Origin of the sequence: Actinomadura rubteroloni (assembly GCF_002911665.1) — a bacterium.
Taxonomy (GTDB): domain Bacteria; phylum Actinomycetota; class Actinomycetes; order Streptosporangiales; family Streptosporangiaceae; genus Spirillospora; species Spirillospora rubteroloni.
This window is the reverse complement of the sequence record NZ_MTBP01000002.1, coordinates 655,665-680,696: the sequence shown is the minus strand read 5'-3', so window position 1 is coordinate 680,696 and position 25,032 is coordinate 655,665. Positions and strand designations below refer to the sequence as shown.

25 protein-coding genes are annotated in these 25,032 nt (G+C 72.1%); 16 read left to right on the top strand and 9 right to left on the bottom strand.

Annotated features, from left to right (window positions below):
* The first annotated feature begins 141 nt into the window (after nucleotides 1-141).
* The 7 genes from urtA (at nucleotide 142) to leuA (ending at nucleotide 6,922) form a co-directional block, all read left to right on the top strand.
* Nucleotides 142-1,311, top strand: a complete 1,170-nt coding sequence (gene urtA, locus BTM25_RS14660; protein WP_103564640.1) for an urea ABC transporter substrate-binding protein — start codon at nucleotides 142-144, stop codon at nucleotides 1,309-1,311.
* A 69-nt stretch (nucleotides 1,312-1,380) separates the two neighbouring features.
* On the top strand, nucleotides 1,381-2,259 hold the full coding sequence (urtB, locus tag BTM25_RS14655) for an urea ABC transporter permease subunit UrtB (protein ID WP_103563461.1): 879 nt from the start codon (nucleotides 1,381-1,383) through the stop codon (nucleotides 2,257-2,259).
* Nucleotides 2,256-3,332 (top strand): urea ABC transporter permease subunit UrtC, encoded by a 1,077-nt coding sequence (gene urtC / locus BTM25_RS14650; RefSeq protein WP_103563460.1) that lies wholly within the window; start codon nucleotides 2,256-2,258, stop codon nucleotides 3,330-3,332. Before urtB ends, urtC begins: the two co-directional genes overlap by 4 nt.
* Nucleotides 3,329-4,075, top strand: coding sequence for an urea ABC transporter ATP-binding protein UrtD (gene urtD / locus BTM25_RS14645; RefSeq protein WP_103563459.1), 747 nt, complete (start codon nucleotides 3,329-3,331; stop codon nucleotides 4,073-4,075). The genes urtC and urtD overlap by 4 nt, the downstream gene beginning before the upstream one ends.
* Nucleotides 4,072-4,194, top strand: a complete 123-nt coding sequence (locus BTM25_RS30705) for a hypothetical protein (protein ID WP_268877662.1) — start codon at nucleotides 4,072-4,074, stop codon at nucleotides 4,192-4,194. The genes urtD and BTM25_RS30705 overlap by 4 nt, the downstream gene beginning before the upstream one ends.
* The gene (urtE, locus tag BTM25_RS14640; RefSeq protein ID WP_103563458.1) at nucleotides 4,191-4,895 is read left to right on the top strand and encodes an urea ABC transporter ATP-binding subunit UrtE; all 705 of its coding nucleotides are present in this window, start codon (nucleotides 4,191-4,193) and stop codon (nucleotides 4,893-4,895) included. Before BTM25_RS30705 ends, urtE begins: the two co-directional genes overlap by 4 nt.
* 314 nt (nucleotides 4,896-5,209) lie before the next feature.
* Nucleotides 5,210-6,922 (top strand): 2-isopropylmalate synthase, encoded by a 1,713-nt coding sequence (leuA, locus tag BTM25_RS14635; protein WP_103563457.1) that lies wholly within the window; start codon nucleotides 5,210-5,212, stop codon nucleotides 6,920-6,922.
* Between the two features lie 45 nt (nucleotides 6,923-6,967).
* On the opposite strand, the gene BTM25_RS14630 is transcribed toward leuA, so the two are convergent.
* Nucleotides 6,968-7,519 carry a TetR/AcrR family transcriptional regulator gene (locus BTM25_RS14630; RefSeq protein ID WP_103563456.1) on the bottom strand — a complete coding sequence of 184 codons (552 nt, stop codon included), beginning with the start codon at nucleotides 7,517-7,519 and terminating at the stop codon, nucleotides 6,968-6,970.
* Nucleotides 7,520-7,596: 77 nt separating this feature from the next.
* Between BTM25_RS14630 and BTM25_RS14625 the strand changes: the two genes are divergently transcribed.
* Nucleotides 7,597-8,436 carry an SDR family oxidoreductase gene (locus BTM25_RS14625; RefSeq protein ID WP_103563455.1) on the top strand — a complete coding sequence of 280 codons (840 nt, stop codon included), beginning with the start codon at nucleotides 7,597-7,599 and terminating at the stop codon, nucleotides 8,434-8,436.
* A gap of 4 nt (nucleotides 8,437-8,440) precedes the next feature.
* Here BTM25_RS14625 and BTM25_RS14620 read toward each other — a convergent pair whose 3' ends face one another.
* Nucleotides 8,441-8,695, bottom strand: coding sequence for a protealysin inhibitor emfourin (locus tag BTM25_RS14620; protein ID WP_235828414.1), 255 nt, complete (start codon nucleotides 8,693-8,695; stop codon nucleotides 8,441-8,443).
* A 21-nt stretch (nucleotides 8,696-8,716) separates the two neighbouring features.
* A complete protein-coding gene (locus BTM25_RS14615) occupies nucleotides 8,717-9,742 on the bottom strand; it encodes a M4 family metallopeptidase (protein ID WP_103563454.1) in 1,026 nt (341 codons plus the stop codon).
* 147 nt (nucleotides 9,743-9,889) lie between these two features.
* On the opposite strand from BTM25_RS14615, the gene recO reads away from it, so the two are divergent.
* The 3 genes from recO to BTM25_RS14600 all read left to right on the top strand — a co-directional run bounded on the left by recO (nucleotide 9,890) and on the right by BTM25_RS14600 (nucleotide 12,321).
* Nucleotides 9,890-10,687 (top strand): DNA repair protein RecO, encoded by a 798-nt coding sequence (recO, locus tag BTM25_RS14610; protein WP_103563453.1) that lies wholly within the window; start codon nucleotides 9,890-9,892, stop codon nucleotides 10,685-10,687.
* On the top strand, nucleotides 10,684-11,484 hold the full coding sequence (locus BTM25_RS14605) for an isoprenyl transferase (protein ID WP_103563452.1): 801 nt from the start codon (nucleotides 10,684-10,686) through the stop codon (nucleotides 11,482-11,484). Before recO ends, BTM25_RS14605 begins: the two co-directional genes overlap by 4 nt.
* Nucleotides 11,485-11,547: 63 nt before the next feature.
* Nucleotides 11,548-12,321, top strand: a complete 774-nt coding sequence (locus tag BTM25_RS14600; RefSeq protein WP_103563451.1) for a TauD/TfdA dioxygenase family protein — start codon at nucleotides 11,548-11,550, stop codon at nucleotides 12,319-12,321.
* Between the two features lie 39 nt (nucleotides 12,322-12,360).
* Here the strand turns inward: BTM25_RS14600 and BTM25_RS14595 are convergent, their stop codons facing one another.
* Genes BTM25_RS14595 through BTM25_RS14575 form a run of 5 tightly spaced genes read right to left on the bottom strand, consistent with a single transcriptional unit; the run spans nucleotide 12,361 to nucleotide 15,657 of the window.
* Nucleotides 12,361-12,786: an OsmC family protein gene (locus BTM25_RS14595; RefSeq protein ID WP_103563450.1), complete on the bottom strand. Its 426-nt coding sequence runs from the start codon at nucleotides 12,784-12,786 to the stop codon at nucleotides 12,361-12,363.
* A gap of 24 nt (nucleotides 12,787-12,810) precedes the next feature.
* Nucleotides 12,811-13,197: a Fur family transcriptional regulator gene (locus tag BTM25_RS14590; RefSeq protein ID WP_103563449.1), complete on the bottom strand. Its 387-nt coding sequence runs from the start codon at nucleotides 13,195-13,197 to the stop codon at nucleotides 12,811-12,813.
* Entirely contained in the window at nucleotides 13,194-14,093 is a 900-nt protein-coding gene (locus BTM25_RS14585) for a metal ABC transporter permease (RefSeq protein WP_205648117.1), read from the bottom strand. Before BTM25_RS14585 ends, BTM25_RS14590 begins: the two co-directional genes overlap by 4 nt.
* Nucleotides 14,093-14,749 (bottom strand): metal ABC transporter ATP-binding protein, encoded by a 657-nt coding sequence (locus BTM25_RS14580; RefSeq protein ID WP_103564638.1) that lies wholly within the window; start codon nucleotides 14,747-14,749, stop codon nucleotides 14,093-14,095. Before BTM25_RS14580 ends, BTM25_RS14585 begins: the two co-directional genes overlap by 1 nt.
* A gap of 17 nt (nucleotides 14,750-14,766) precedes the next feature.
* A complete protein-coding gene (locus BTM25_RS14575; protein WP_103563447.1) occupies nucleotides 14,767-15,657 on the bottom strand; it encodes a metal ABC transporter substrate-binding protein in 891 nt (296 codons plus the stop codon).
* A gap of 83 nt (nucleotides 15,658-15,740) precedes the next feature.
* On the opposite strand from BTM25_RS14575, the gene BTM25_RS14570 reads away from it, so the two are divergent.
* From BTM25_RS14570 to BTM25_RS14555, 4 genes are all read left to right on the top strand, one after another.
* Entirely contained in the window at nucleotides 15,741-16,025 is a 285-nt protein-coding gene (locus tag BTM25_RS14570; protein WP_103563446.1) for an antibiotic biosynthesis monooxygenase family protein, read from the top strand.
* A 114-nt stretch (nucleotides 16,026-16,139) separates the two neighbouring features.
* Entirely contained in the window at nucleotides 16,140-18,041 is a 1,902-nt protein-coding gene (locus BTM25_RS14565; RefSeq protein ID WP_146059059.1) for a DUF1906 domain-containing protein, read from the top strand.
* A 159-nt stretch (nucleotides 18,042-18,200) separates the two neighbouring features.
* Nucleotides 18,201-19,586 (top strand): glycine--tRNA ligase, encoded by a 1,386-nt coding sequence (locus BTM25_RS14560; protein WP_103563444.1) that lies wholly within the window; start codon nucleotides 18,201-18,203, stop codon nucleotides 19,584-19,586.
* An 89-nt stretch (nucleotides 19,587-19,675) separates the two neighbouring features.
* The gene (locus BTM25_RS14555) at nucleotides 19,676-19,981 is read left to right on the top strand and encodes an SCO4225 family membrane protein (RefSeq protein WP_103563443.1); all 306 of its coding nucleotides are present in this window, start codon (nucleotides 19,676-19,678) and stop codon (nucleotides 19,979-19,981) included.
* A gap of 62 nt (nucleotides 19,982-20,043) precedes the next feature.
* On the opposite strand, the gene BTM25_RS14550 is transcribed toward BTM25_RS14555, so the two are convergent.
* Nucleotides 20,044-21,921, bottom strand: coding sequence for a glycoside hydrolase family 15 protein (locus tag BTM25_RS14550; protein WP_103563442.1), 1,878 nt, complete (start codon nucleotides 21,919-21,921; stop codon nucleotides 20,044-20,046).
* Between the two features lie 307 nt (nucleotides 21,922-22,228).
* On the opposite strand from BTM25_RS14550, the gene ppdK reads away from it, so the two are divergent.
* Nucleotides 22,229-24,919 carry a pyruvate, phosphate dikinase gene (gene ppdK / locus BTM25_RS14545; protein ID WP_103563441.1) on the top strand — a complete coding sequence of 897 codons (2,691 nt, stop codon included), beginning with the start codon at nucleotides 22,229-22,231 and terminating at the stop codon, nucleotides 24,917-24,919.
* The last annotated feature ends 113 nt before the right edge of the window (nucleotides 24,920-25,032 follow it).

The window sequence follows — 25,032 nt, the reverse complement described above, 5'->3', positions numbered from 1 at the left end:
ACAACGCGGTCGCGACCCGGAAATGTTTTTCCGGAGACTTGGCACAGGAAACAATCCGACCGGGACTGTTCTGTGAGGAGTCGATAGTTGCGCAAGCCATTTCTGCGCCCGTTGGCCGCAGTGCTCCTGCTGCCCGTGGCAATGCTCACGGGATGCGGCGGGGATTCCAAGGACGGATCGTCGGGCGGCGGCGCCGGCGGCAACACCGTCAAGGTGGGGATCCTGCATTCGCTGAGCGGCACCATGTCGATCAGCGAGGTCACGGTCAAGAACTCCGAACTCATGGCCATCGACGAGATCAACGCCAAGGGCGGGGTGCTCGGCAAGAAGATCCAGCCGGTGGTCGAGGACGGCGCGTCCGACTGGCCGACCTTCGCGCAGAAGGCGCAGAAGCTCATCAAGAAGGACAAGGTCGCCACGGTGTTCGGCGGCTGGACGTCCGCCAGCCGCAAGGCGATGCTCCCGGTCTTCGAGCGGAACAAGGCGCTGCTGTGGTACCCCGTCCAGTACGAGGGACTGGAGAGCAGCCCGTACATCTTCTACACCGGCGCGACGACCAACCAGCAGATCGTCCCGGCCCTGGACTACCTCAAGGAAAAGGGCAAGAAGCGGATCTACCTGGTCGGCAGCGACTATGTCTTCCCGCGCACCGCGAACAAAATCATCAAGGCGTACGCCAAGGCCAACGGAATGACGATCGTCGGTGAGGAGTACACCCCGCTCGGCCACACCGAATACAGCACGCTCGTCAACAAGATCGGCACGGCGAAGCCGGACGCGGTCTTCAACACGCTGAACGGCGACAGCAACGTCGCGTTCTTCAAGCAGTTCAAGAGCGCCGGATTCGACGCGGCCAAACTCCCGGTGATGTCGGTGAGCATCGCCGAGGAGGAGGTCAAGGGCATCGGCGTCGCCAACATCTCGGGGCAGCTCGTCGCCTGGAACTACTACGAGACGACCCCGGGCGCGGTGAACGACGCGTTCGTGAAGGCGTTCCAGGCCAAGTACAAGGGCGCCGTCACCTCCGACCCGATGGAGGCCGGGTACAACGCCGTCCACCTGTGGGCCGCCGCCGTCCAGAAGGCCGGGACGACCGACGTCGCCGCCGTGAAGAAGGCCGCCGCCGGCATCTCGCTGGACACCCCCGAGGGCAAGGTCACGATCGACGGCGAGAACCAGCACGTCTACAAGACCGCGCGGATCGGCGTGATCCAGCCCGACGGCCTCATCAAGGAGGTCTGGTCGTCCGGCAAGCCGATCAAGCCCGACCCCTACCTCAAGACCTACCCCTGGGCGACCGGGCTGTCCTGACCGGCGCGGGCCCCCGGCACCCCGCCGGGGGCCCGCGGCACGGACCTGCGGCGCGTTCGAGGAGGCGGCATGGAATCACTGCTCAACCAACTGCCGGTCGGCCTCAGCATCGGTGCGGTGCTGCTGCTGATCGCGCTCGGCCTGACGTTCACGTTCGGCCAGATGGGCGTCATCAACATGGCGCACGGCGAGTTCATCATGGCCGGCGCGTACACGGCCTACATGCTCCAGGACTGGTTCCACGGCCAGGCCGTGATCGTCGCGCTGCCGGTGGCCTTCGTGGTCGCCGGGACGCTCGGCTGGATCCTGGAGCGCGCGGCGATCCGGCACTTCTACGGTCGTCCGCTCGACACGCTGCTGCTCACCTGGGGCGTCAGCCTCGTCCTGCAGCAGGCCGCGCGCGACCTGTTCGGCGCCCCGAACGTGCAGGTCACCGCGCCATCCTGGCTGTCGGGACGGGTCGAGCTGCTCGGCGGCAACCTGCCCTACGCGCGGCTGTTCATCATGGGGCTCGCGGCGGCGTGCGTCGTCGGGATCTGGGCCTACATGAACCGGTCCCGGCAGGGCCGCCGGATGCGGGCCGTCATGCAGAACCGGGAACTGGCCGCCGTCAGCGGCGTCGCGACCGGCCGCGTGGACCAGCTCACGTTCTTCATCGGCTCGGGCCTCGCAGGCGTCGCCGGGGTGGCGCTGACGCTCATCGGCCCGGTGGGGCCGTCGCTCGGCACGTACTACATCGTGGACGCGTTCCTCGTCGTCGTCGCGGGCGGCCTCGGCCAGCTCCGCGGCGCGGTGATCGCCGCGCTCGCGCTCGGCATGCTGAACTCCTACGGCGAGTTCTGGACGGACGCGAGCCTCGCGAAGGTCATCGTCTTCGTGGTCATCGTCGGGTTCCTGCAAGTTCGTCCGCAGGGGCTGTTCGTCCTCCGCTCGCGGGCGCTGACATGAGCGCGCGGCTGCGCGGCTACGCGCTCTTCGCCGGCGTCGCGGCGCTGTTCCTGGTCGTCGCGCCGCTCGCGCTGCCCGCCTTCCGGCTGGACGAGTTGGCCAAGTACCTGTGCTTCGCCATCGCCGCGCTCGGCATCGGCCTCGCTTGGGGCCAGGGCGGGATGCTCACGCTCGGGCAGGGCGTGTTCTTCGGGCTCGGCGGCTACGCGATGGGCATGTACCTCAAGCTCCACGACGCGGACGGCGACCTGCCCGACTTCATGGTGTGGAGCGGCGTCGAGAAGCTTCCGGCGCTGTGGAAGCCGTTCGAGAGCCCGGTGTTCGCCGTCGCGGCCGTCGTGCTCGTGCCGGTCGTCATCGCGACGCTCCTCGGCGTGCTCGTGTTCCGGCAGCGGGTGCGCGGCGCGTACTTCGCGATCCTCACGCAGGCGCTCGCCGCCGCGTTCGTGATCCTGCTGGTCGGGCAGCAGGGCCTCACCGGCGGGACGAACGGGCTGACCAACTTCTACGACTTCTTCGGCCAGGACCCGGAGGCCGACGCGACCCAGCGGCGGATGTACTTCGTCGCGGCGATCGTCCTCGGCGTCCTGTACCTGCTGGCGCGGCAGCTCGTGAAAAGCCGGTTCGGGCGGCTGCTCGTCGCCGTCCGCGACGGCGAGGACCGCGTGCGGTTCCTCGGCTACAACCCCGCCACGGTCAAGACGATCACGTTCGCGATCTCGGCGGGCATGGCGGGCATCGCGGGCGCGCTGTTCGTCCCGGTGGTCGGGATCATCTCGCCGTCGCTGCTGGACGTCGTGCCGTCGCTGGAACTGGTCGTCGCCGTCGCGATCGGCGGCCGGTACACGCTGGCGGGCGCGGTGCTCGGCGCGGTGGCCATGAACTACGCCAAGACGTCGTTCAGCGAGCAGTGGGCGGACGGCTGGCTCTACCTGGAGGGCGCGTTGTTCATCGGCGTCATGACCCTGGCGCCGCGCGGCGCGGTCGGGGTGTACGAGCAGGTCAGGGACGCGATCGCGCGCCGCCGCAAGCCCGTCCCCGCCCCGTCGACCGCCTCGGAGGTGCCCGCATGACGGCGTTGCTGGAGATTCGCGGTCTCGAAGTCGTCTTCGACGGGTTCCGGGCGCTCGGCGGGGTCGACCTGACCGTCGAGCAGGGGGAGCTGCGGTTCCTCATCGGGCCGAACGGCGCGGGAAAGACGACGCTCATCGACGTGGTCACCGGGCTGACGAAGCCCGCCGCCGGGACGGTCCGGTTCGCCGGGACGGAACTCGGCGGGCTCCGCGAGCACAAGATCGTCCGGCTGGGGATCGGGCGGACGTTCCAGACCTCGGTGGTGTTCGAGGAGCTGACCGTCGTGGAGAACCTCGACCTCGCCGCCGGGTTCCGCCGGCCGCTGCCGACCCTGCTGCGGCAGCGGCGCGGCGTGTCCGACACGGTCGCGGCGGCGCTCGACACGATCGGGCTCGGCGACCTCGCGGACCGTCCGGCGGGAGTCCTGTCCCACGGGCAGCGGCAGTGGCTGGAGATCGGGATGCTCATCGCGCAGAAGCCGCGCCTGCTGCTGCTGGACGAGCCCGTCGCGGGCATGAGCCGCGACGAGCGCGACCGCACCGGCGAACTGCTCACCGAGATCGCCCGCGACCACACCGTCGTGGTGGTCGAGCACGACATGGAGTTCCTGCGCCGCTACGCGTCCCAGGTGACCGTCCTGCACGAGGGGAAGGTGCTGGTCGAGGGCGACGTCGCGACCGTCCAGGCCGACCCGCGCGTCCAGGAGGTCTACCTCGGCCGCACGAAGAAGGAGGCCGCGTGAGCGAGCCGGAGGCGCGCGCCGCGCGCTGGACTGAGGAGCGCGCGCAGCGAGGAACGAGCGAGCACGCGACGAGGGAAGCGCGCGGCATCGGGCGCGCCGAAGGTGAGCGGAGAACATGACGGCGCTGTTGGAGGTCAGTGGGCTGGAGGCGGCGTACGGGCGGGCGCGGGTGCTGTTCGGGGTGGACGCCGAGGTCGAGGCGGGCAGCCTGCTGTGCGTCATGGGGCGCAACGGCGTCGGCAAGACGACGCTGCTCAACGCGATCATGGGCGTGCTGCCGCCGACGGGCGGACGGGTCGTCTTCGACGGCGAGGACGTCACCCGCCTGCCCACCCACGAGCGCGTCCGGCGCGGCATGGGGTACGTCCCGCAGGGCCACGAGACGTTCCCGCAGCTCACCGTCGCCGAGAACCTGCAGGTCACGCTGGACGCGACCAAGCACCGCGACCGGACGGCCATCGACGCGGCCCTGGACGTCTTCCCCCGGCTGAAGGAGTTCCTCGGCCGCCGCGCCGGGTTCCTGTCCGGCGGCCAGCAGCAGCAGCTCGCGATCGCGCGGGCGCTGGTGACCCGGCCCCGGCTGCTGATCCTGGACGAGCCGACCGAGGGCATCCAGCCGTCCATCGTCGCCGAGATCGAGGCGGCGATCGAGCGGCTGCACCGGGAGGACGGCCTCGCGGTGCTGCTGGTGGAGCAGTACCTGGAGCTGGCGCTGCGCCTGGCCGACGCCTTCGTGATCATTGAGGGCGGTGTGGTGCGGCGGGCGGGCGGCGCCGAGGATCTGCACGACGACGAGGTGAAGCGCTTGCTCGCCGTCTGAAAAGTGGCTAATCTCACGTTCGGGTCCGTCGCCGGTACGGGCGGCAGGACCCACCAACGTGCGAACGGCCGGGAAGAGGCGATGCCCTCCCGGCCGTTCTGTTGTGCGACGGCCCGCGGTTCCGGCGTCTCACGATCCGGACGGCGTTACCGCGCGCCGGTCCGCGTCTGTTAGTTTTGCGGTTGTGTTGCGTGAGCTGCTCCTCCTTAGTGGCCGCAGCGGGGGTCCATAACAGGCCGGCCCCCTCGCTGCGGGACCGCAACGTGCCGTGACGTGGTCGTCGGCCGCAGGATCCGAGCAGAGGGAATCCACCCATGTATCCGCAGCAGAAGCCGTCCGGCATGCCGTTCCAGCGCTACCGCCCGTTCACGCCGGTCGCCCTCCGGGACCGCACCTGGCCGGACCAGGTGATCACCGAGGCCCCGCGCTGGTGCGCCGTGGACCTGCGCGACGGCAACCAGGCCCTGATCGACCCGATGGATCCCCAGCGCAAGCTGCGCATGTTCGAGCTGCTGGTCCGCATGGGCTACAAGGAGATCGAGGTCGGGTTCCCGGCGGCCAGCCAGACCGACTTCGACTTCGTCCGGCAGATCATCGAGGAGGACCGGATCCCGGACGACGTGGTCGTCCAGGTCCTGACGCAGGCCCGCCCCGAGCTGATCGAGCGGACGTTCGAGGCGGTGCGCGGCGCGAAGCAGGCGATCGTCCACCTCTACAACTCGACCAGCACGCTGCAGCGGCGCGTGGTGTTCGGCCTGGACCGCGACGGCATCACCGCCATCGCCGTCGAGGGCGCCAAGCTGTGCAAGAAGCTCGCCGAGGACATGGGCGACACCGAGATCTACTTCCAGTACTCGCCGGAGTCGTTCACCGGCACCGAGCTGGAGTACGCGGTCGAGGTCTGCGACGCCGTCAACGACGTGTGGAAGCCCACGCCGGACCGCAAGGTGATCATCAACCTGCCCGCGACCGTCGAGATGGCGACGCCGAACGTCTACGCCGACTCGATCGAGTGGATGCACCGCAACCTGGCCTACCGGGACTCGGTCGTCCTGTCCCTGCACCCGCACAACGACCGGGGCACCGCCGTCGCGGCGGCCGAGCTGGGCTACATGGCCGGCGCGGACCGCATCGAGGGCTGCCTGTTCGGCAACGGCGAGCGCACCGGCAACGTCTGCCTGGTGACGCTGGGGCTGAACCTGTTCACGCAGGGCGTGGACCCGCAGATCGACTTCGCCGACATCGACGAGATCCGCCGGACGGTTGAGTACTGCAACCAGCTGCCCGTCCACGAACGCCACCCCTACGGCGGCGACCTCGTCTACACCGCGTTCTCCGGCTCCCACCAGGACGCGATCAACAAGGGCTTCGACCACCTGCGCCGGGACGCCGACGCCGCCGGGGTACCGGTGGAGGAGTTCCCGTGGGAGGTCCCGTACCTGCCCATCGACCCGCACGACGTGGGCCGCACCTATGAGGCGGTCATCCGCGTCAACAGCCAGTCCGGCAAGGGCGGCGTCGCGTACATCATGAAGACCGAGCACGCGCTGGAGCTGCCGCGCCGCCTCCAGATCGAGTTCTCCCGCGTCGTGCAGCAGTACACCGACGGCGAGGGCGGCGAGGTCACGCCCGAGCGCATGTGGGAGATCTTCGAGGACGAGTTCCTGGCGGGCGGCCCCCGGATCGGCCTGCTGGCGCACCGCACGACGTCCCGCGTGGACGAGAAGGACGCGCTGAACTGCGACGTCCGCCTGGACGGCGAGATCCGCGAGATCGAGGGCGTGGGCAACGGCCCGGTGTCGGCCTTCGAGGACGCGCTGGCGGGCATCGGCGTCCGCGTCCACGTCCTGGACTACGCCGAGCACGCGATGAGCGCCGGCGGCGACGCCCGCGCCGCCGCCTACGTCGAGTGCGACGTGGACGGCACGTCGGTGTGGGGCGTCGGCATCGACGGCAACATCGTCACCGCGTCGCTGAAGGCGATCCTGTCGGCCGTCAACCGCGTGGCCCGCGCCGACCAGTCCTGACCCCGAACGGCACGTCACGCCCGGTTCGCCGGGCGTGACGTGTTTTCAGGGGGTCAGCATTCCGCGCAGGGCGTGGTCCAGCAGGCGGTCGGCCTGCTCGGCGGACTGGGCGCGGGTCCAGGCGGCGGCCGTGGTCAGGGCCAGCACGTCGGCGGGCGTGACGTCGGGACGGACGGCCCGTGCCGCACGCGCGTGGGCGAGTAGTCGTTCGGTCAGCGCGGTCATGCGGGCGCAGTCGTCGTGCAGTTCCGACGCCTCGTTGTCCAGGCCCGCCGCCAGCATCTCGGCGAGCCCGCCGTAGAGCGCGGCGTGCTCGGCCATCGCCCGGATCCAGGCCGCCAGCGCGGGGCCGGGCGGCTCCTCGGCGAGGCGGTCGCCGCGCGCGAAGAGCGCGTCGTGCCGGTCGCGCAGCAGCGCGCGGGCGAGGGCGCGGCGGTTGGGGAAGTGGCCGTAGAGCGTGCCGATCGCCACGCCGGCGCGGCGGGCGACGGGCTCCAGCGGAGCGCCGGTGCCGAGTTCGCGGAAGGCGGCGTCGGCGGCGTCCAGGAGCTTTTCGACGTTGCGGCGCGCGTCGGCGCGGACGCGGCGAGCGGGCATGGCTTGTCCCTTGTTAAGTCGAGGGTCCCTCGATATGTTTTCCCGAGGCACCCTCAGTTTAGCGACGGAGTACCCCCATGATCCTTGTGACCGGCGCGACCGGCTCCATCGGACGGCATCTCGTCCGGCGGCTCACAGCGGACGGCACGCCCTTCCGGGCGCTCGTCCGCGACCCCGCGCGGGGCGACGACCTCGGCTGCGCCCACGTGACCGGCGACTTCGACCTCCCCGAGACCCTGCCGCCCGCCCTGGACGGCGTCGAGCAGATGTTCCTCAACGCGGGCGGCGCCGTCCCGGCCGACGGCGAGCAGCCCATGGTCCGGCAGCAGAAGGCGATGATCGACGCGGCCCGCCGCGCCGGGGTCCGCCGGATCGTCAAGGTGTCGGTGCTGGGCGCCCGGGAGGGCGGACGGCTCGCGCAGGGCGCGCACTGGGAGATCGAACGGCATCTCGCGGCGTCGGGGATCCCGGCGGCGGTGCTGCGGCCGGGCGGGTTCATGCAGAACTTTCGGACGGGCGCGGGCGCGTTCACCGCCGACGGCGACCTGCTCGGCGCGTACGGCGACGGCCGCGTGGCCTATGTGGACTGCCGGGACATCGCCGACTGCGCGGCGGCGCTGCTGCACGACCCGTCCCGCACCGGCACGTTCGTCCTGACCGGCCCCGAGGCCCTGACGCACGACGAGATCGCGGCCGAGCTGAGCCGCGCGCAGGGCCGGACGGTCCGCTACGTCGACCTGCCGCCGGACGAGTTCGCCGCGACCCTCACCCGCCAGGGGCTCCCCGCCGCGTTCGCCGCCGACGTGGCCGCGCTGTTCGCCGAGGTCGCCGCGGGTTCGCAGGACACGGTGACCGGCACCGTCCGCGACCTGACCGGCCGTCCGCCCCGGGACTTCGCGAGCTTCCTCGCCGCCTGAGCGGTCAGCGCGGACGGTTCAGGACGTGGTGGACGAGTTCGCGCAGCGGCCCGCTGAGCTGGCTCTCGCCGACCGTCGCGCTGGTGCCGTCGATGTCGATGTCGTACTGGTACTGGTCCGGGATCCGGCCGGGCGGGGACAGCGCGCCGAGGTCGACGCGGTCCACCAGCCCGGCCAGCACCGGATCACGGGCGCTGTCGGATTCGCCGTGCCGTTCGATGCCCGCGAAGCCTCCGCTCCGCACCACCCGCACCTTCACGACGCCTCCTCGCCCCCGGGGTCAAATGCGCACGCCGACCTTCGACCAGCCTTCCTTGACGGCCTTGGTCTCGGCGGCGGTGTCGCCGTAGAGACGGGCGGCCGTGGCCGCGGTCGCGCCGGCGAACGCCTTGAAGTCCGCCGTGCTCGTCAGTTTCCCTCCCGTCAGGGTCTCATACCAGATCTTCCCCGCCTTCTCCCAGGCGTTGCCGCCGATGGCGGTCGCGACCAGGTAGAAGGCGTGGTTCGGGATGCCGGAGTTGATGTGGACGCCGCCGTTGTCCCGATACGTCTCGACATAGTGGGCCATGTCGCCGGGCTGGGGGTCCTTGCCGAGGTTCGGGTCGTCGTAGGCGGTGCCGGGCGCCTTCATCGACCGCAGCGCCGTGCCGTGGACGCCGTCGGCGAGCAGGCCCTCGCCGATGAGCCAGTCGGCCTTGTCGGCGGTCTGCTTGAGGTGCCACTGCTTGACCAGCGACCCGAACACGTCGGACATCGACTCGTTCAGCGCGCCGGACTGCCCGTAGTACTCCAGGTTGGCGGAGTACTGGGTGACGCCGTGGGTCAGCTCGTGGGCGCTGACGTCGAGGGGGCCGGTGAAGTCCTTGAACAGGCGGCCGTCGCCGTCCCCGTAGACCATCTGGGAGCCGTCCCAGAAGGCGTTGTCGTAGTCCTTGCCGTAGTGGACGGTCGACAGGAGCTTCAGCCCCGCGCCGTCGATCGAGTTGCGCCGGTAGGCGGCCTCGTAGAAGTCGAACGTCACGCCCAGCCAGTCGTAGGCGTTGTCGGCCGACTTGTCGCCGGTCGCGGGACCGCCCTCGGTGCGGACGGTCTTGCCCGGCGTCTCCTCGCGGTGCCCGGCGTCGGCGATCGTCCGGTTCGGGACGAAGTCCTCGTTGGGGGCGGCGGCCTCGGCGGGGAACATCCGCCGTTCGGTGCGCGCTCCCGAGCTGAGGACGAGCGTGCGACGGGCGATGTCGCGCAGTTCGGGGTCGTCGGCGGAGGCGACGCGGTCCAGGATGTGCGGCGGCACGATGGTGCATCTCATGGCTCCACGTTGACACTTTCTTCTGACACGGGCCAGTGACTCGCCCTCACTCGCACGTCCTGTACCGGTCACCTAACGTGATCGTCAGAGTGTTTCGCCGGGAGTGCCCGGGATCATCCATCGGGATCGGTGCGGAAGAATGAAGCCGTGACCCTGTACCGCGACGAAGGCGTCGTCCTGCGCACCCAGAAGCTGGGCGAGGCCGACCGCATCGTCACGGTGCTGACGCGGCGCGGCGGACGGATCCGCGCGGCGGCCAAGGGCGTCCGCAAGACCAAGTCCCGGTTCGGGGCCCGGCTGGAGCCGTTCACCCACGTCGACCTCCAGCTCTACGAGCGGCGGTCCCTCGACCTGATCACGCAGGCCGAGACGCTGCGTCCGTACGGTGAGGGCCTCGTCACCGACTACCCGCGCTACACGGCGGGCACCGCGATGCTGGAGACGGCCGAGAAGCTGACCAGCGAGGAGGGCGAGCCCGCGCTGCGGCAGTTCCTGCTGCTGGTCGGCGGGCTGCGCACGCTGGTGGAGCGCGCGCACGACCCCCGGCTCGTCCTGGACGCGTTCCTGCTGCGGTCGCTGTCGGTGGCGGGCTGGGCGCCCGCGCTGGACGAGTGCTGCCGCTGCGGCGACCGGGGCGGGCTGCGCGGCTTCGCCATCGCGGCGGGCGGCGCGGTGTGCGCGCGGTGCCGCCAGCCGGGCGCGGCGACGCCCGCGCCGCCGACGTTCGCGCTGATGCTGGCGCTGCTGCGCGGCGACTGGGAGTACGCCGACGGCAGCGAGCCGCGCCACCGCGCCGAGTGCAGCGGTCTGGTCGCCGCCTATCTTCAGTGGCATCTGGAGCACGGGATCCGCTCGCTGCGCCACGTGGAGCGCGAGGACTCCGCCGCGTCCCGGCCGGGACGCGGGACGACCGAAGACGATCCGAACGACCGGGAGCCTGTGTGAGAAGGGCCGTTTCGCCGCCGTACCCGCATCCGGACGGCGCCCAGCCGCCGAAGATCCCCGCCGAGCTGGTGCCGCGCCACGTCGCCATCGTCATGGACGGCAACGGCCGCTGGGCGAAGGAGCGGGGGCTGCCGCGCACCGAGGGCCACCGGCGCGGCGAGGACGCCCTGTTCGACGTGATCATGGGCGCGATCGAGCTGGGCGTCCCGTACGTGTCGGCGTTCGCGTTCTCCACCGAGAACTGGCGGCGGTCGCCGGACGAGGTGAAGTTCCTCATGGGCTTCAACCGGGACGTCATCCGCCGCCGCCGCGACCAGCTCCACGAGGTCGGCGTGCGGGTGCGCTGGGCCGGACGGCGGCCGAAGCTCTGGCGCAGCGTGATCAAGGAGCTGGAGTCCGCCGAGGAGATGACGCGCGACAACGACGTCCTCACGCTCCAGTTCTGCGTGAACTACGGCGGCCGGGCCGAGATCGTGGACGCGGCGGCGGCCATCGCGCGGGACGTCCGGGACGGCAAGCTCAATCCGGACCGCCTCAATGAGAAGGTTTTCGCCCGTTATCTGGACGAGCCGGACATTCCGGATGTCGATCTCTTTCTCCGGTCGTCCGGCGAGCAGCGGATCTCCAACTTCCTGCTCTGGGAGTCCGCCTACGCCGAGATGGTCTTCCTCGACACGCTCTGGCCCGACTTCGACCGCCGCCACCTGTGGCACGCGTGCGAGATCTACGCGTCCCGCGACCGGCGCTACGGGGGAGCGGTGCCCAATCCGGTGGAGCCGTCGGCCGCGCGGCCCTGACCCAGTCGCTAATTCCTACTTGAATAGTTTGCATTTCGCGCGTGCGCTGCATACGTTCGTCACATGACGTCACCGGTGCTGGACCCCGTCCGCCGGACGCGGTCCCCGCGGATCAAGCCCGTCGCCGGCCTGATCGGCGCCGAGGTCTGTCGGCTGCGCCTGGCCGGCGGGCCCGACCGCGCGACCGTCGCCGTCCTGCGCGACGCGCTGCTGCGCCACCGCGTGCTGTTCTTCCGCGGCCAGGACGACCTGGACGAGGCCGGGCTCACCGCCTTCGCCGCCCTGCTCGGCACCCCGGAGACCGTCGCGGACGCCGAGCCGGGCGGCACCGCGTTCCACACCGTCGAGTCCTACGCGTCCCGGCCGCCGAAGGCCGTCCTGCTGCACGCCCTGGACGTCCCCGCGCACGGCGGCGACACCGTCTGGGCCAACACCGTCGCCGCCTACGACGCGCTCCCGGCCGAACTGCGCGACGTCGCCGACCGGCTGTGGGCGCGGCACGCGCGCGGCGGACGCGAGGCCGAGCACCCGCTCGTGCGCGTCCATCCCGCGACGGGGGAGCGGTCGCTGCTGCTCGGCGGGTTCGCGCGCGCCATCGCCGGGCTCAGCGCGGAGGCCGACTCCGAGGCGCTGATCCGGCTGTTCCAGGACCAGGTCGTCCGGCTGGAGAACACCGTCCGGTGGCGGTGGGCGCCGGGCGACGTCGCGCTCGCCGACAACCGCGCCACACAGGTCCGCGTCGTGCGGGACTTCGGCGACGCGCCCCGGCGGCTGCGCCGGATCACGCTCGCGGGGGAGACGCCGGGGCCGGTCCGCGCCCGGCCGCCGCGCCGCTGATCGGGCGGCGGGACGGCCCGTGCCGTCCCGCCGCGAAGGTCAGACGAGGGCCGCGTCCAGCGTGATGGTCGTGCCGGTGAGGGCCTTGCTGACCGGGCAGTTCTCCTTGGCGCCCTGCGCCGCCGCAGCGAAGTCCTCGGCGGAGATGCCGGGGACGCTCGCCCGGACGGTCAAGACGATGCCGGTGATGCCCTCACCCGGCTGGAACGTCACGTCGGCGCGCGTGTCCACCGACGCCGGCGGCGTCCCCGCCCCGGCCAGCGCGTGCGACAGCGCCATCGAGTAGCACGTCGAGTGCGCCGCCGCGATCAGCTCCTCCGGGCTGGTGCGGCCGCCCGGGTCCTCCGCGCGCGACGCCCACGTGACGTCGTAGACGCCCAGCCCGGACGAGTCCAGTGAGACCTTCCCCTCGCCGCCCATCAGCGGCCCTTCCCAATGCGCGTTCGCGGTACGTGTCGTAGCCATGCGCCGATTCTTCCGCATCGCAGGTCACGAACGGCGCGCGACGCACTCCCCGCACGTCCCGAACACCTCGACGGTGTGGGTGATCTCCACGAAGCCGTGCTCGGCGCCGATCGCGTCCGCCCAGGACTCGACGGCGGGCCCGGCGACCTCGACCGTCCGGCCGCACTCGCGGCACACCAGGTGGTGGTGGTGCTCCTCACTGCGGCACGCCCGGTAGACGGCCTCGCCGTCGTCGGTGCGCAGGACGTCCACCTCACCGGCGTCGCTGAGCGCCTGGAGCGCCCGGTAGACGGTGGTGAGACCGATCTTGGAGCCGTCGGCCCGCAGATCGGCGTAGATGTCCTGGGCGCTGCGGAACCCCTCGCGGTCGGCCAGCGCCTGCCGTACCGCGTCGCGGCGGGTCGTCGTCATCCCCCGAGAACCTCCGGTTCGGCGTCCATGCTCACGTCCCGGACGTCCACGCGCCTCGAGGCGCGCGCGTCCCGTGCGGCGGCCGACGCCGTGCGGCGGCGGCGCAGGACGGTCCCCGTGCCCACCGCGGCCAGGAAGACCGCGAGCGCGAGCAGCACGATGGACGGCCCCGGCGCAAGATCGTACTCGTACGAGCCCGCCAGTCCCGTCACCGCCGACAGTACACCGGCGGCCATCGCGGTCAGCATCGTGCCGAGGAAGCCCCGCGCGACCTGCTGCGCGGCGGCCACCGGCACGATCATCAGGGCGCTGACCAGCAGCAGCCCGATCGCCCGCATCGAGATCACGACCGTCACGGCGGCGGTCGCGGCGATGAGGACGCTGAGGAACCGGACCGGCAGCCCGGCGGCGCGGGCCAGGTCCTCGTCCTGGCAGAGCAGGAACAGCTCCCGGCCGAAGATCGCGAGGATCGCCAGGACGGCCGCCGACAGCCCCGCCACGACGTACAGGTCGGTCGCGGTGACGCTGCTGATCGACCCGAACAGGTACGACTGGAGGCTCACCTGCCCGCCCTCCCGGCCGGTGAGGACGACGCCGCCCGCGAGCCCGCCGTAGAACAGCACGGCGAGCGCGACGTCCGCGCCGCTGCGGCTGCGGGCGCGCAGCGCCTCGATCGCGACGGCCCCGAGCACCGACACCGCCAGCGCCGCGAGGACGGGCGAGGACCCGGTCACGAGGCCGATCCCGATCCCGGTGAGCGCGATGTGGCCGATGCCGTCGCCGAGCAGCGACATCTTGCGCTGGACGACGAACGTCCCGATCGCGGGCGCGGTGAGCCCGATGAGGATCGCCATCGCGAACGCGATCCGCATGAAGTCGAGCTGGAACATCTCCATCAGGCGGTCTCCTCGGCGGCGACGCGGCCGTGCTCCAGGCGGACAGTCCGGGTGACGAGCGGGGCGAGCGGGCCGAGTTCGTGCGCGACGAGCACGACCGTCCGGCCGCCCGCGACGAGCCCGGCCAGCACGGCGGCGAGGGCGCTCTGGCTGCCCGCGTCGACGCCCGCGGTGGGCTCGTCAAGGACGAACGCGTCCGGCTCCCCGGCGAGGGCGCGGGCGATGAGCACGCGCTGCTGCTGGCCGCCCGACAGCAGGTGCGCCGAGTCGCGGGCGCGTCCGGCGAGCCCGACGGCGTCGAGCGCGCGGTCGACGGCGGCGCGGTCGGCGGTCCGGTCGGCGGGGCGCCAGCGGGACCGGCGGGCGACGCGCCCGGACGCGACGACCTCGCGGACCGTCGCGGGCACCCCGCCGCCCATCGGCAGCCGCTGCGGGACGTAGCCGACGCGGCGCCAGTCGCGGAACCTCGCGGGCGGCGTCCCGTAGATCTCGGTGCGGCCCGCGGCGAGCGGCAGCAGCCCGAGCAGGGCCTTGACCAGCGTGGACTTGCCCGCGCCGTTCGGGCCGAGCAGCGCGACGACGTCCCCGGCGGCGACGCGCAGGTCCACGCCGTCCAGGACCGCGCGGCCCTCGCGCCGGACGACGCCGCCGGTCATCGCGAACGGGACATCGGTCACGGGCACCCCAGGGCGGAGCGGAGGACGGTCAGGTTCGAGCGCATCACGGAGAGGTAATCGTCGTCCGACCCCCGCCTGATTCCCTCCAGCGGGTCCAGGACGGCCGTCCGCGCCCCGGCCGCGCGGGCGAGCGCGGCGGCGACCTTCGGGCTGGCCAGGGTCTCGGTGAACACGGTCGTGGCGCCCGTCGCGCGGACCAGCGCGGCGAGGTCGGCCAGGCGGCGCGGCGACGGCTCGGCGGCCGGGTCCACGCCCGCGACCGGCACCTGCCGCAGGCCGTAGCGGGCGGCCAGGTAGCCGAACGCGGCGTGCGCGGTGACGATCGTCGTGCGGGCGCAGCGTCGCAGGCCCGTTCTGAACGCTGTGTCCAGGGCGGTGAGCTGCCCGGCGAGGGTCTTGGCACGGTCCCGGTAGGCGGGGGCGTGCGCGGGGTCGGCGCGGGCGAGGCGCTCGCCGACCGCCGTCGCGAGGACGGCCATGCGGCTCGGGTCGAGCCACAGGTGCGGGTCGGTGCCTTTGCCCTCGGGCGCGGGCAGCAGCGGGACGAGCGCGGCGGCGTCGAGCGCGCGGCGCCCGGCCTGGTGCCGGACGGCGTCGTCCACAGCGGGCTGGAGGCCCTTGACGTAGACGGTGAGGCGGGCCTTCTTCACGTGGCCGATCTGCTTCGGCGTCAGTTCCAGGTCGTGCGGCTCGGCGCCGGGCCTGGTCAGGGTGCTGACCGCGACGTCGGGGCCGCCGACGCGGGAGGCGAGGAAGGCCATCGGGTAGAAGGCGGCGAGCACGTCCGCGCGTCCGCCGGTGCCGCCGTCGCCGCACGCCGTCAGCCCGGCGGCGGCCAGCGCCAGGGCGGCGGCGAGCACGGCGGGACGGGTCCGGGAGGCGGGCATTCCTCCAGTATGGACGAAGATGAAAATGGTTGTCAAAATCGGGCGAAACCAGGCATTCATTCGTCCTGCGGGAGGATGGCCGGATGATCGCGATCACGCGCTACCGCGTGCCCGAGGCGGACGCGCCCGGCTTCGCCGCCGAGATGACCGCCGTGCTGGAGACCCTCGCCGCCTGCCCCGGCCACCGCTCGGGGCGCCTCGGGCGGACCGTGGACGACCCGTCGCTCTGGGCTCTCGTCACCGAATGGGACGGCGCCGGATATTACCGCAGGGCCCTCGGCACCCCCGGCCTGCGCGCCCGGTTCATCCCCCTGTCGGCGCTTGCGGTGGACGAACCCGGTGCGTACGAGGTCGTCGCGTTTTCCTGAGCGGGCGCGTCCCGGACCGGTCAATGGCCGGGAAAGACGCGCGTCCGCCCGTTTGCCCCGGTGCGCCGTCGGTGATCACCGCCCTAGCTGATCATGGACGGCCAGGGAGACGTGATGCGCAATGCGGTGGTCCTCGGAGCGACGTGCAGCGTGGCAGCGGTCCTCGTCGTCGGGCTCCGGCCGTCCGCCGCGGGGACCCCGGGCGGGCCGTCCGCCGCGCTGAACCACGCCGCGCGCACCACGGTCGTCGCCTACCGGGGCGTCCGGGTGCCGGTCCCGGCGGGCTGGACCGTCCACCGGCTCGACCGGGAGCCGACGCGCTGCGTGCGCTACGACGTCGACGCCGTCTACGTCGGGCGCCCCGGCTCGTCCGCCGAGCCCGACTGCCCCGCCCGCGTCATCGGCGGCGCCGCCGCCCTGCACGTCGAGCCGCTGGACACCGCCGGCCTGCGCCGGCGCGGCCCCGTCCGGCCCGACCGCCTCGCGCGCTACGCCGTCCGCGCCACGCCCGAGCACCTGACCCGGGTGGCGCTTCCCGAAGCGGGCGTCACCCTGTCCGGCGTCTACGGCACCGACCCCGCCCCCCTCCAGGACGCCATCCGCCGCACCCGCCTGACCCCCTCCTGGAGCCCCGACCCCCCCACCGCACAACCAGCGGGGGAGCCCGCCCCAGCCGCGCGCGAGACGTCCGCCGCGCAACCCGCCGCGCAGCCGGGGGAACCGCCCGCCGCGCCGTCGACCACCCCACGCGCAACCTCCGCCGCGAAGCCCGTCACCCAGGCCGCGGCAACGCCCGCCGCCGCGCCGAGCGGCAAGAGCGCCGCGACGCCACGAAAGCCTGTCGCGCAGCCTGGCACCGCGCCGGGCAGGCCCGCCGCGACGCCGCCGCCGAAGCCCCGCGCCCGGCCCGCCGCCGCGCCGGGCGGCGAGTCTGCCGCGACGCCGCCAAAGAAGCGCGGCGCCGCGTCGGGCGGCAAGCCCGCTCCGACGCCGTCGCGGAAGCCTGCCGCGCGGCCTGGTGACGTGCCGGGCGGTAAGCCTGTCGCGCGGCCGGGCGCCGCGTCCGCCGGACGACCTGGCGCCGCGTCGGGTGGGAAGTCGTCCGCGACGTCGGCGGGGAAGACCGCCGCGCGGCCCGGTACCGGGTCCGCCGGGAGGCCCGGGGCCGCGGCGGGTGGGAGGCCTGTGGCGGGGACGTCCGTTGCGCGGCCCGGTGGGAAGCCTCGGGCCGGTGGGGGCGGGACTTCGGCGGGTGAACCCGTTGTGCGGGGCGGCGGAGCGGGGAAGGTTGTCGGCGAGCCGGTGCGGGCCGTCCAGGAGAGCGCGCGGCCGCACTGGGTGCGGGGACGGGCGTTCGACACGTGCGCGGCACCGAGTCTCGCGACCATGCGCGCCTGGCGGACGGCCTATCGCATCGCCAACATCTACATCGGCGGCGTGTCGCGCGGGTGCGCGCAGCCGCACCTGACGCGCGCCTGGGTGCGGCGCGTCCGGGCGCTCGGGTACCGGCTGATCCCGACCTATGTCGGGCCGCAGGCGCCCTGCACCCGCTATCGGGCGCGGTTCACGCGCGGCGACGCGCGCGCCGAGGGCGCGGGCGCGGCGGCCGACGCCGTCCGCCGGGCGCGGGCGCTCGGCATCCCCGCCGGCAGCCCGATCTACGCCGACCTGGAGGACTACGACAGCGGCGACGCGTCCTGCCGGACCGCCGTGCTGGACTTCGTCGAGACCTGGACGCGCACACTGCGCGCACACCACTACGTCGCGGGCCTCTACAGCAGCGCGGCGTCCGGAATCCGCGACATCGGGCGGGCGCCGCGCACGCGAGCCAAGCCGCCCGTGGTCTGGTTCGGCCACTGGGACGGCCGTCCGTCGGTCTACGACAGCCGCTACCTGAACCGCGCGTGGTGGCCGCCGCACCGCAGGATCAAGCAGTACCGGGGATCGCACCGCGAACGCCACGGCGGCGTCGCGCTCCGGGTGGACGCCAACGCGGTGGACGGCCGGGTTTACTGAGGAGCGTCCGCGTTCCGGGGTGCCCTAAGCTGGGCACCAGGTCACCGGACGCAGGCACGGCCGCGTCCGCGTCGACGCTCGACCGGGGATGGAACTCGCCCCGCGCCCGCGGGGAACACCGACAGACCCGCCGACCGCCAGTTGGATGGAGAACACGTTATGGCACGCCGTTCCGACGTGATGGACGCGATCGTCAACCTCGCCAAACGCCGGGGTCTGGTCTACCCGTCGAGCGAGATCTACGGCGGTCTGCGCGCGTCGTGGGACTACGGCCCGCTCGGCGTCGAGTTGAAGAACAACGTCAAGCGCCAGTGGTGGAAGTCGATGGTGCAGGGCCGCGAGGACATCGTCGGCCTGGACTCCTCGGTGATCCTCGCCCGCGAGGTGTGGGAGGCGTCCGGCCACGTCAACGCCTTCGTGGACCCGCTGACCGAGTGCCAGTCGTGCCACAAGCGCTTCCGCGCCGACCACCTGGAGGAGGCGTTCGAGGAGAAGCACGGCCGCGCCCCGGCCGCGCTCGCCGACATCACCTGCCCGAACTGCGGCGTCAAGGGCGCGTTCACCCAGCCCCGCATGTTCAACGGCATGCTGAAGACCTACCTCGGCCCCGTCGAGGACGAGTCGGGCCTCGCCTACCTGCGTCCCGAGACGGCGCAGGGCATCTTCATCAACTACCTCAACGTGCAGCAGTCCGCGCGCCGCAAGGTCCCGTTCGGCATCGGCCAGATCGGCAAGTCGTTCCGCAACGAGATCACGCCGGGCAACTTCATCTTCCGGACGCGCGAGTTCGAGCAGATGGAGATGGAGTTCTTCGTCCGTCCGGGCAGCGACGAGGAATGGCACCAGTACTGGATCAACGAGCGTTACCAGTGGTACCTGGACCTCGGCATCACCAAGGACAACCTGCGGCTGTTCGAGCACCCGGCCGAGAAGCTGTCGCACTATTCCAAGCGCACGGTGGACGTCGAATACCGCTTCGGCTTCATCGGCAGCGAGTGGGGCGAGCTGGAGGGCGTCGCGAACCGCACCGACTACGACCTGACGACGCACTCCAAGGCGTCCGGCACGGACCTGTCGTTCTTCGACCAGGAGTCGGGCGAGCGGTTCGTCCCGTACGTCATCGAGCCGGCGGCGGGCGTGGACCGCTGCACGCTGACGTTCATGATGGACGCCTACGCCGAGGACGAGGCCCCGAACGCCAAGGGCAAGCCGGAGAAGCGGACCGTCATGCGCCTCGACCGGCGGCTCGCCCCGGTCAAGGTCGCGGTGCTGCCGCTGTCGCGCAACACCGACCTGTCGCCGAAGGCCCGCGACCTCGCCGCGCAGCTCCGCCGGAACTGGAACGTCGAGTTCGACGACGCGAGCGGCATCGGCCGCCGCTACCGCCGCCAGGACGAGATCGGCACCCCGTTCTGCGTCACCGTCGACTTCGACACGCTGGAGGACGACACGGTGACCATCCGCGAGCGCGACACGATGAGCCAGGAGCGCATCGCGATCTCGCAGGTCGAGGGCTTCCTCGCCGCCCAGCTCGTCGGCTGCTGAGCCCGGGCGTCCCCGGGACGCCGGCTCCGCCGCCGGATTTGAGTACCCGTACTCAGGCGACCGGGAACGCCGTCCGCCAGCCTTGTCTTATGACGAAGCGCGAGCGGGCGGCGGCCCTGGTGGCGGGCGGTTACGCGGTAGTGGTGGTCGCCGTGGCGATCGACGCGGCGGTCGGGCTGAGAACCGACGATTCCGGGCTCAGCGCCCTCGGGCTGCTGCTCGTCACCCTGCCGCTGGGCGCGGTCGTGACCGGGGTGACGGACGCCCTTTTCGGTGCTTCCCTCGATGGCCTCAAGCCCGGACTTCCGGTGCTGATGATGGTGGCGAGCGGGTTCGCGCAGGCGTGGTTGTTGCGGCTCGTCGTCGGGGGGCTGTGGATTCGGCGTGGGCGCTGAGGCTTCCGTTCGTGGGGGAAGCCTCAGCGCTTTCGTCTGTCGGGGTGGGACAGGGACGCGGGTTACATCAGGCCGGGCCGGCGCTCCTCTTCTTCGGCCCGGATCACCTGCATGACCGCGTTGATCAGCGCCAGGTGGGTGAACGCTTGCGGGAAGTTGCCGAGCTGGCGGCCCGTGTGCGGGTCGATCTCCTCGGCGTAGAGCTGGAGGGGGCTGGCGTAGGACAGCAGCTTCTCGCACAGCGTCCGCGCGCGGTCCAGCTCGTTGATCATGACGAGCGTGCTCACCATCCAGAACGAGCAGATGGTGAAGGTGCCCTCCTCCGACTCGAACCCGTCGTCGGTCTCGGTGGCCCGGTACCGCAGGACGAGGTCGTCCTCGGTCAGCTCGTCGGCGATCGCGAGGACGGTCTCCCGGACCCGCTTGTCGTCGGCGGGCAGGAAGCCGAGCAGCGGGATGAGCAGCGCCGACGCGTCCAGCGCGTCCGCGCCGTAGTGCGCGACGAACACGCCCCGCTCGTCCACCGCGTTGGCGAGGACGTCGGCGTGCATCTCGTCGGCCGCGCGCTGCCAGCGCTCGGCGCGGCCGTGGTCGCCGCGGATCCGCGCCAGCCGCGCGCCCCGGTCGGCCGCGACCCAGCAGAACACCTTGGACGACGTGAAGTGCTGCGGCTCCCCGCGCACCTCCCACATGCCGCAGTCGGGCGTCCGCCAGTTCTCCAGCGCGTCCTCGACCTGCTTCACGACGATCTTCCAGAGCCGGTCGTCGAGGCGGTCGCGCTTGCGCACGAACATGTAGATCGACCCGATGATGGCGCCCCACACGTCGTGCTGCGCCTGCATGTAGGCCTCGTTGCCGATGCGCACCGGACGGGCGTTGTCGTACCCGCTGAGGTGGTCGAGCGTGGACTCGGGGAGTTCTTCCCGTCCGTCCAGGCCGTACATGATCTGGAGCTTGCCCTCGGCGGCCTCGGCGACGTCGGTGATGAAGTAGAAGAAGTCGTTGGCCTCCCAGTCGTAACCGAGGGTGTAGAACGCCCACAGCGCCATCGTGGAGTCGCGGATCCACGTGTAGCGGTAGTCCCAGTTGCGGTCCCCGCCGGGCGTCTCGGGCAGCGAGGTCGTCGCCGCCGCCGCGACCGCTCCGGACGGCCCGAACGTCAGCCCCTTGAGCGTCAGCGCGCTGCGCTGCAGGTGACTGCGCCACGGGTGGTCGGGGAACTGGCCCCGGTCCAGCCAGTGCTGCCAGTGGTGGACGGTCCACACCAGCCGCTCGTGCGCCTCGGCGTAGTCGGCGGGCGGCGCGTGCTCGCTCCACGACAGCGCGACGAACCGCGCGTCGCCCTGCTTGAGCAGCGTCCGGGACGTGGCGAGCGACCCCTCGAACCCGACGTTCAGGTCGGTGTTGAGCCGCAGGTTGATCCCGTTCCCGCGCGCCACGGCCTCGTGGTAGCCCTGCCCGGTGTGCTCCCAGCGGGCGGGCGTGAGCCCGTAGTCGAACACCGGCATGCAGTCCAGGCGGATCTGCGCCTGGCCGTTCACGCACCGGATCATGCGCAGCAGCACATGGTCGGCGTCGTAGTCCGTCGGCGCCCGCCGGTGCGTGTGGGACCGCTCCGTCTCGTGGTGCCACGGGCCCATGAGCAGGGCGTCGGTGACGACGACCCACCCGCCGTGGAGCCACCAGGTGGTCTCCATCACCATCGTGCCGGGGATGTAGCGCTGGGCTGCGGGCACCTCGACACCGGCGGGACCGAGCCGGAAGTATCCCGCGTCACGGTCGAGGATGGACCCGAACACGCTCGGCGAGTCCATCTTCGGCAGGCACATCCACTCGATGTTCCCGCTCGGCGCGACCAGGGCCGTCGTCTCGCAGTCGGACAGGAACCCGTAATCGGCGATCGGGGCGAACGGATCCCCCGCCCGGCCACCGGCGACCATCGGCCTCACAACCTCACCTCCTTGATCCATCATTCCCTTTCGGTGGCGATGCGCACGCCGTCCCGGCACGTGATCTGTGCCCTGATCGATGGCGGATCGCCGCTAGTGGAATAGACCACTACAGGTGGTCTGACCTGGTCTTTTTCTGGCTGGGGCGGGGGGCGGGCGGGAGATCCGCGCCACGCGGGTACAGTCCCCGCCAACGGGAGACCGGGTCCGCGGCCGGGCCACCGCGATGAGGCGGCGTGCCGGACACGGGCGTCAGGTCCCCCCGATTGGTCATCATCGGAGCGAGAAGGAGCTCCCCGTGCCAAAGTTCGTGTACGACTTCACTGAGGGCAACAAAGACCTCAAGGACCTGCTGGGCGGCAAGGGCGCCAACCTGGCCGAGATGACCAACCTGGGCCTGCCGGTTCCCCCCGGCTTCACCATCACGACCGAGGCGTGCCGGCACTACCTGGAGCACGGGACCGTTCCGGCCGGGCTGCAGGACGAGATCGACGCCCATCTGGCCGCTCTGGAGTCGTCGATGGGCAAGCGGCTCGGCGACCCGTCCGACCCGCTGCTGGTGAGCGTGCGGTCCGGGGCGAAGTTCAGCATGCCGGGGATGATGGAGACCGTCCTCAACATCGGGCTGAACGACGACTCCGTCCTCGGACTCGCGGCCCAGGCGGGGGACGAGCGCTTCGCCTACGACTCCTACCGGCGCCTCATCCAGATGTTCGGCAAGACCGTCCTGGACATCGACGGCGAGCTGTTCGAGGACGCGATCGAGGCGGCGAAGAAGGCGCGCGGCACCACCGACGACGCCGGGCTCACCCCCGACGACCTGCGCGGACTCGTGGCGACCTTCAAGGGGCTCGTCCGGGACGAGGCGGGCCGCGAGTTCCCGTCCGACCCGCGCGAGCAGATGGACCTGGCCGTCAAGGCCGTCTTCGACTCGTGGAACGCCGAGCGCGCCATCCTGTACCGGCGGCAGGAGCGCATCCCGGTCGACCTCGGCACCGCCGTGAACATCTGCTCGATGGTCTTCGGCAACCTCGGCCTGGACTCGGGCACCGGGGTGGCGTTCACGCGCGACCCCGCGTCCGGGCAGCAGGGCATCTACGGCGACTACCTCCAGAACGCGCAGGGCGAGGACGTCGTGGCGGGCATCCGGAACACGGTTCCGCTGACCGAGCTGGAGACGATCGACAAGGCGTCCTACGACCGGCTGCTCCAGATCATGGAGACGCTGGAGAACCACTACCGCGACATGTGCGACATCGAGTTCACGATCGAGCGCGGCAAGCTGTGGATGCTCCAGACCCGAGTAGGCAAGCGGACCGCCGCCGCGGCGTTCCGCATCGCCTGCCAGCTCCTGGACCAGGGGCTCATCGACGCCGACGAGGCCGCCCAGCGCGTCACCGGCGACCAACTCGCGCAGCTCATGTTCCCGCGCTTCGACGACGCGCGGCTCGACGGCGTCACCCGGCTCACCCGCGGCATGAACGCCTCGCCGGGCGCGGCCGTCGGCACCGCCGTCTTCACCTCCGAGCGGGCCGTCGAGCTGGCCGGACGCGGCGAGGACGTCATCCTCGTGCGCCGCGAGACCAACCCCGACGACCTGGCCGGCATGGTCGCGGCGCGCGGCGTGCTCACCTCGCGCGGCGGCAAGACCTCGCACGCCGCCGTGGTCGCGCGCGGCATGGGCAAGACGTGCGTGTGCGGCGCGGAGGAGCTGGAGGTGGACGTCAAGGCCGGGACGCTCACCGCGCCCGGCGGGATCGTCGTCCGGGAGGGCGACGTCGTGTCGATCGACGGGACGTCCGGCGACGTCTACCTCGGCGAGGTGCCGGTGCGGCACTCGCCGGTCGTCCAGTACTTCGAGGGCGAGCTGTCGGCCGAGGACGGCGGCGAGCTGGTCGCGTCCGTCGACCGGCTCATGGCGCACGCGGACGCGGCGGCACGGCTGAGCGTCCGCGCGAACGCCGACACCCCCGAGGACGCCGCGCGGGCGCGCCGCTTCGGCGCCCAGGGCATCGGCCTGTGCCGGACCGAGCACATGTTCCTCGGCGACCGGCGCCAGCTCGTGGAGCAGCTCATCCTCGCCGAGGACGGCGCCGAGCGGCAGGCGGCGCTGGACGCCCTCGAACCGCTCCAGCGGGAGGACTTCACCGGGATCTTCGCGGCGATGGACGGGCTGCCGGTGACGATCCGGCTCATCGACCCGCCCCTGCACGAATTCCTCCCCGATCTGACGGACCTGGCGGTCAAGGTGGCCCTCGCGGGCGACGCGGCCGACCCGAAGGACCGCCGGCTGCTGGAGGCGGTCCGTCGGCTGCACGAGCAGAACCCTATGCTGGGTTTGCGAGGTGTGCGGCTCGGTTTGGTGATTCCCGGACTTTTCGCTATGCAGGTGCGGGCGATCGCCGAGGCCGCCGCCGACCGGCGGAACGCGGGCGGCGACCCCCGGCCGGAGATCATGATCCCGCTGGTGGGCGCGGTGCAGGAGCTGGAGGCCGTCCGGGAGGAGGCCGAGAAGGTCCTCGCCGACGTCGCGGCCGAGACCGGCGTGGACGTCCCGGCCCTGATCGGCACGATGATCGAGCTGCCCCGGGCCGCGCTGACCGCCGGGCAGATCGCCGAGGCAGCCGAGTTCTTCTCCTTCGGCACCAACGACCTCACCCAGACGACGTGGGGCTTCTCCCGCGACGACGTGGAGGCGGCGTTCTTCTCGCGCTACCTCGACCTCGGGATCTTCGGCGTGTCCCCGTTCGAGACGCTGGACCGCGACGGCGTCGGACGGCTCGTCCGCATCGCCGCCGAGGAGGGGCGCCGGGCGCGGCCGGGCATCAAGCTCGGCATCTGCGGCGAGCACGGCGGCGACCCCGACTCCGTCCACTTCTGCCACGAGGTCGGCCTGGACTACGTGTCCTGCTCGCCGTTCCGCGTGCCGGTGGCGCGGCTGGAGGCGGGCCGCGCCGCGATCGAGGCGGTCGGCAGCGACCACCGCTGAGCGTCGGTCACCCGGCCGCCCCGGCGGCCGGGTGACACAAATCCGGTCGAACCAGGTGCCCGCACGCGTGAACCGGCAACGGTCCGGCGCTCGTCTGACTACCGTGGCGAGTG

Excerpts from the sequence above, each read along its gene's own strand:
- BTM25_RS14600 (WP_103563451.1), top strand. The coding sequence starts at position 11,548 with ATGACGTCACCGGTGCTGGACCCCGTCCGCCGGACGCGGTCCCCGCGG.
- BTM25_RS14550 (WP_103563442.1), bottom strand. The coding sequence starts at position 21,921 with ATGGTCGCCGGTGGCCGGGCGGGGGATCCGTTCGCCCCGATCGCCGAT.
- urtC (WP_103563460.1), top strand. The coding sequence starts at position 2,256 with ATGAGCGCGCGGCTGCGCGGCTACGCGCTCTTCGCCGGCGTCGCGGCG.
- urtD (WP_103563459.1), top strand. The coding sequence starts at position 3,329 with ATGACGGCGTTGCTGGAGATTCGCGGTCTCGAAGTCGTCTTCGACGGG.
- BTM25_RS14585 (WP_205648117.1), bottom strand. The coding sequence starts at position 14,093 with ATGGAGATGTTCCAGCTCGACTTCATGCGGATCGCGTTCGCGATGGCG.
- BTM25_RS14555 (WP_103563443.1), top strand. The coding sequence starts at position 19,676 with ATGACGAAGCGCGAGCGGGCGGCGGCCCTGGTGGCGGGCGGTTACGCG.
- BTM25_RS14580 (WP_103564638.1), bottom strand. The coding sequence starts at position 14,749 with ATGACCGGCGGCGTCGTCCGGCGCGAGGGCCGCGCGGTCCTGGACGGC.
- urtE (WP_103563458.1), top strand. The coding sequence starts at position 4,191 with ATGACGGCGCTGTTGGAGGTCAGTGGGCTGGAGGCGGCGTACGGGCGG.
- urtA (WP_103564640.1), top strand. The coding sequence starts at position 142 with ATGCTCACGGGATGCGGCGGGGATTCCAAGGACGGATCGTCGGGCGGC.
- leuA (WP_103563457.1), top strand. The coding sequence starts at position 5,210 with ATGTATCCGCAGCAGAAGCCGTCCGGCATGCCGTTCCAGCGCTACCGC.
- urtB (WP_103563461.1), top strand. The coding sequence starts at position 1,381 with ATGGAATCACTGCTCAACCAACTGCCGGTCGGCCTCAGCATCGGTGCG.
- BTM25_RS14615 (WP_103563454.1), bottom strand. The coding sequence starts at position 9,742 with ATGAGATGCACCATCGTGCCGCCGCACATCCTGGACCGCGTCGCCTCC.
- BTM25_RS14590 (WP_103563449.1), bottom strand. The coding sequence starts at position 13,197 with ATGACGACGACCCGCCGCGACGCGGTACGGCAGGCGCTGGCCGACCGC.
- BTM25_RS14575 (WP_103563447.1), bottom strand. The coding sequence starts at position 15,657 with ATGCCCGCCTCCCGGACCCGTCCCGCCGTGCTCGCCGCCGCCCTGGCG.
- BTM25_RS14565 (WP_146059059.1), top strand. The coding sequence starts at position 16,140 with ATGCGCAATGCGGTGGTCCTCGGAGCGACGTGCAGCGTGGCAGCGGTC.
- BTM25_RS14630 (WP_103563456.1), bottom strand. The coding sequence starts at position 7,519 with ATGCCCGCTCGCCGCGTCCGCGCCGACGCGCGCCGCAACGTCGAAAAG.
- BTM25_RS14625 (WP_103563455.1), top strand. The coding sequence starts at position 7,597 with ATGATCCTTGTGACCGGCGCGACCGGCTCCATCGGACGGCATCTCGTC.
- BTM25_RS14560 (WP_103563444.1), top strand. The coding sequence starts at position 18,201 with ATGGCACGCCGTTCCGACGTGATGGACGCGATCGTCAACCTCGCCAAA.
- BTM25_RS14570 (WP_103563446.1), top strand. The coding sequence starts at position 15,741 with ATGATCGCGATCACGCGCTACCGCGTGCCCGAGGCGGACGCGCCCGGC.
- BTM25_RS14595 (WP_103563450.1), bottom strand. The coding sequence starts at position 12,786 with ATGGCTACGACACGTACCGCGAACGCGCATTGGGAAGGGCCGCTGATG.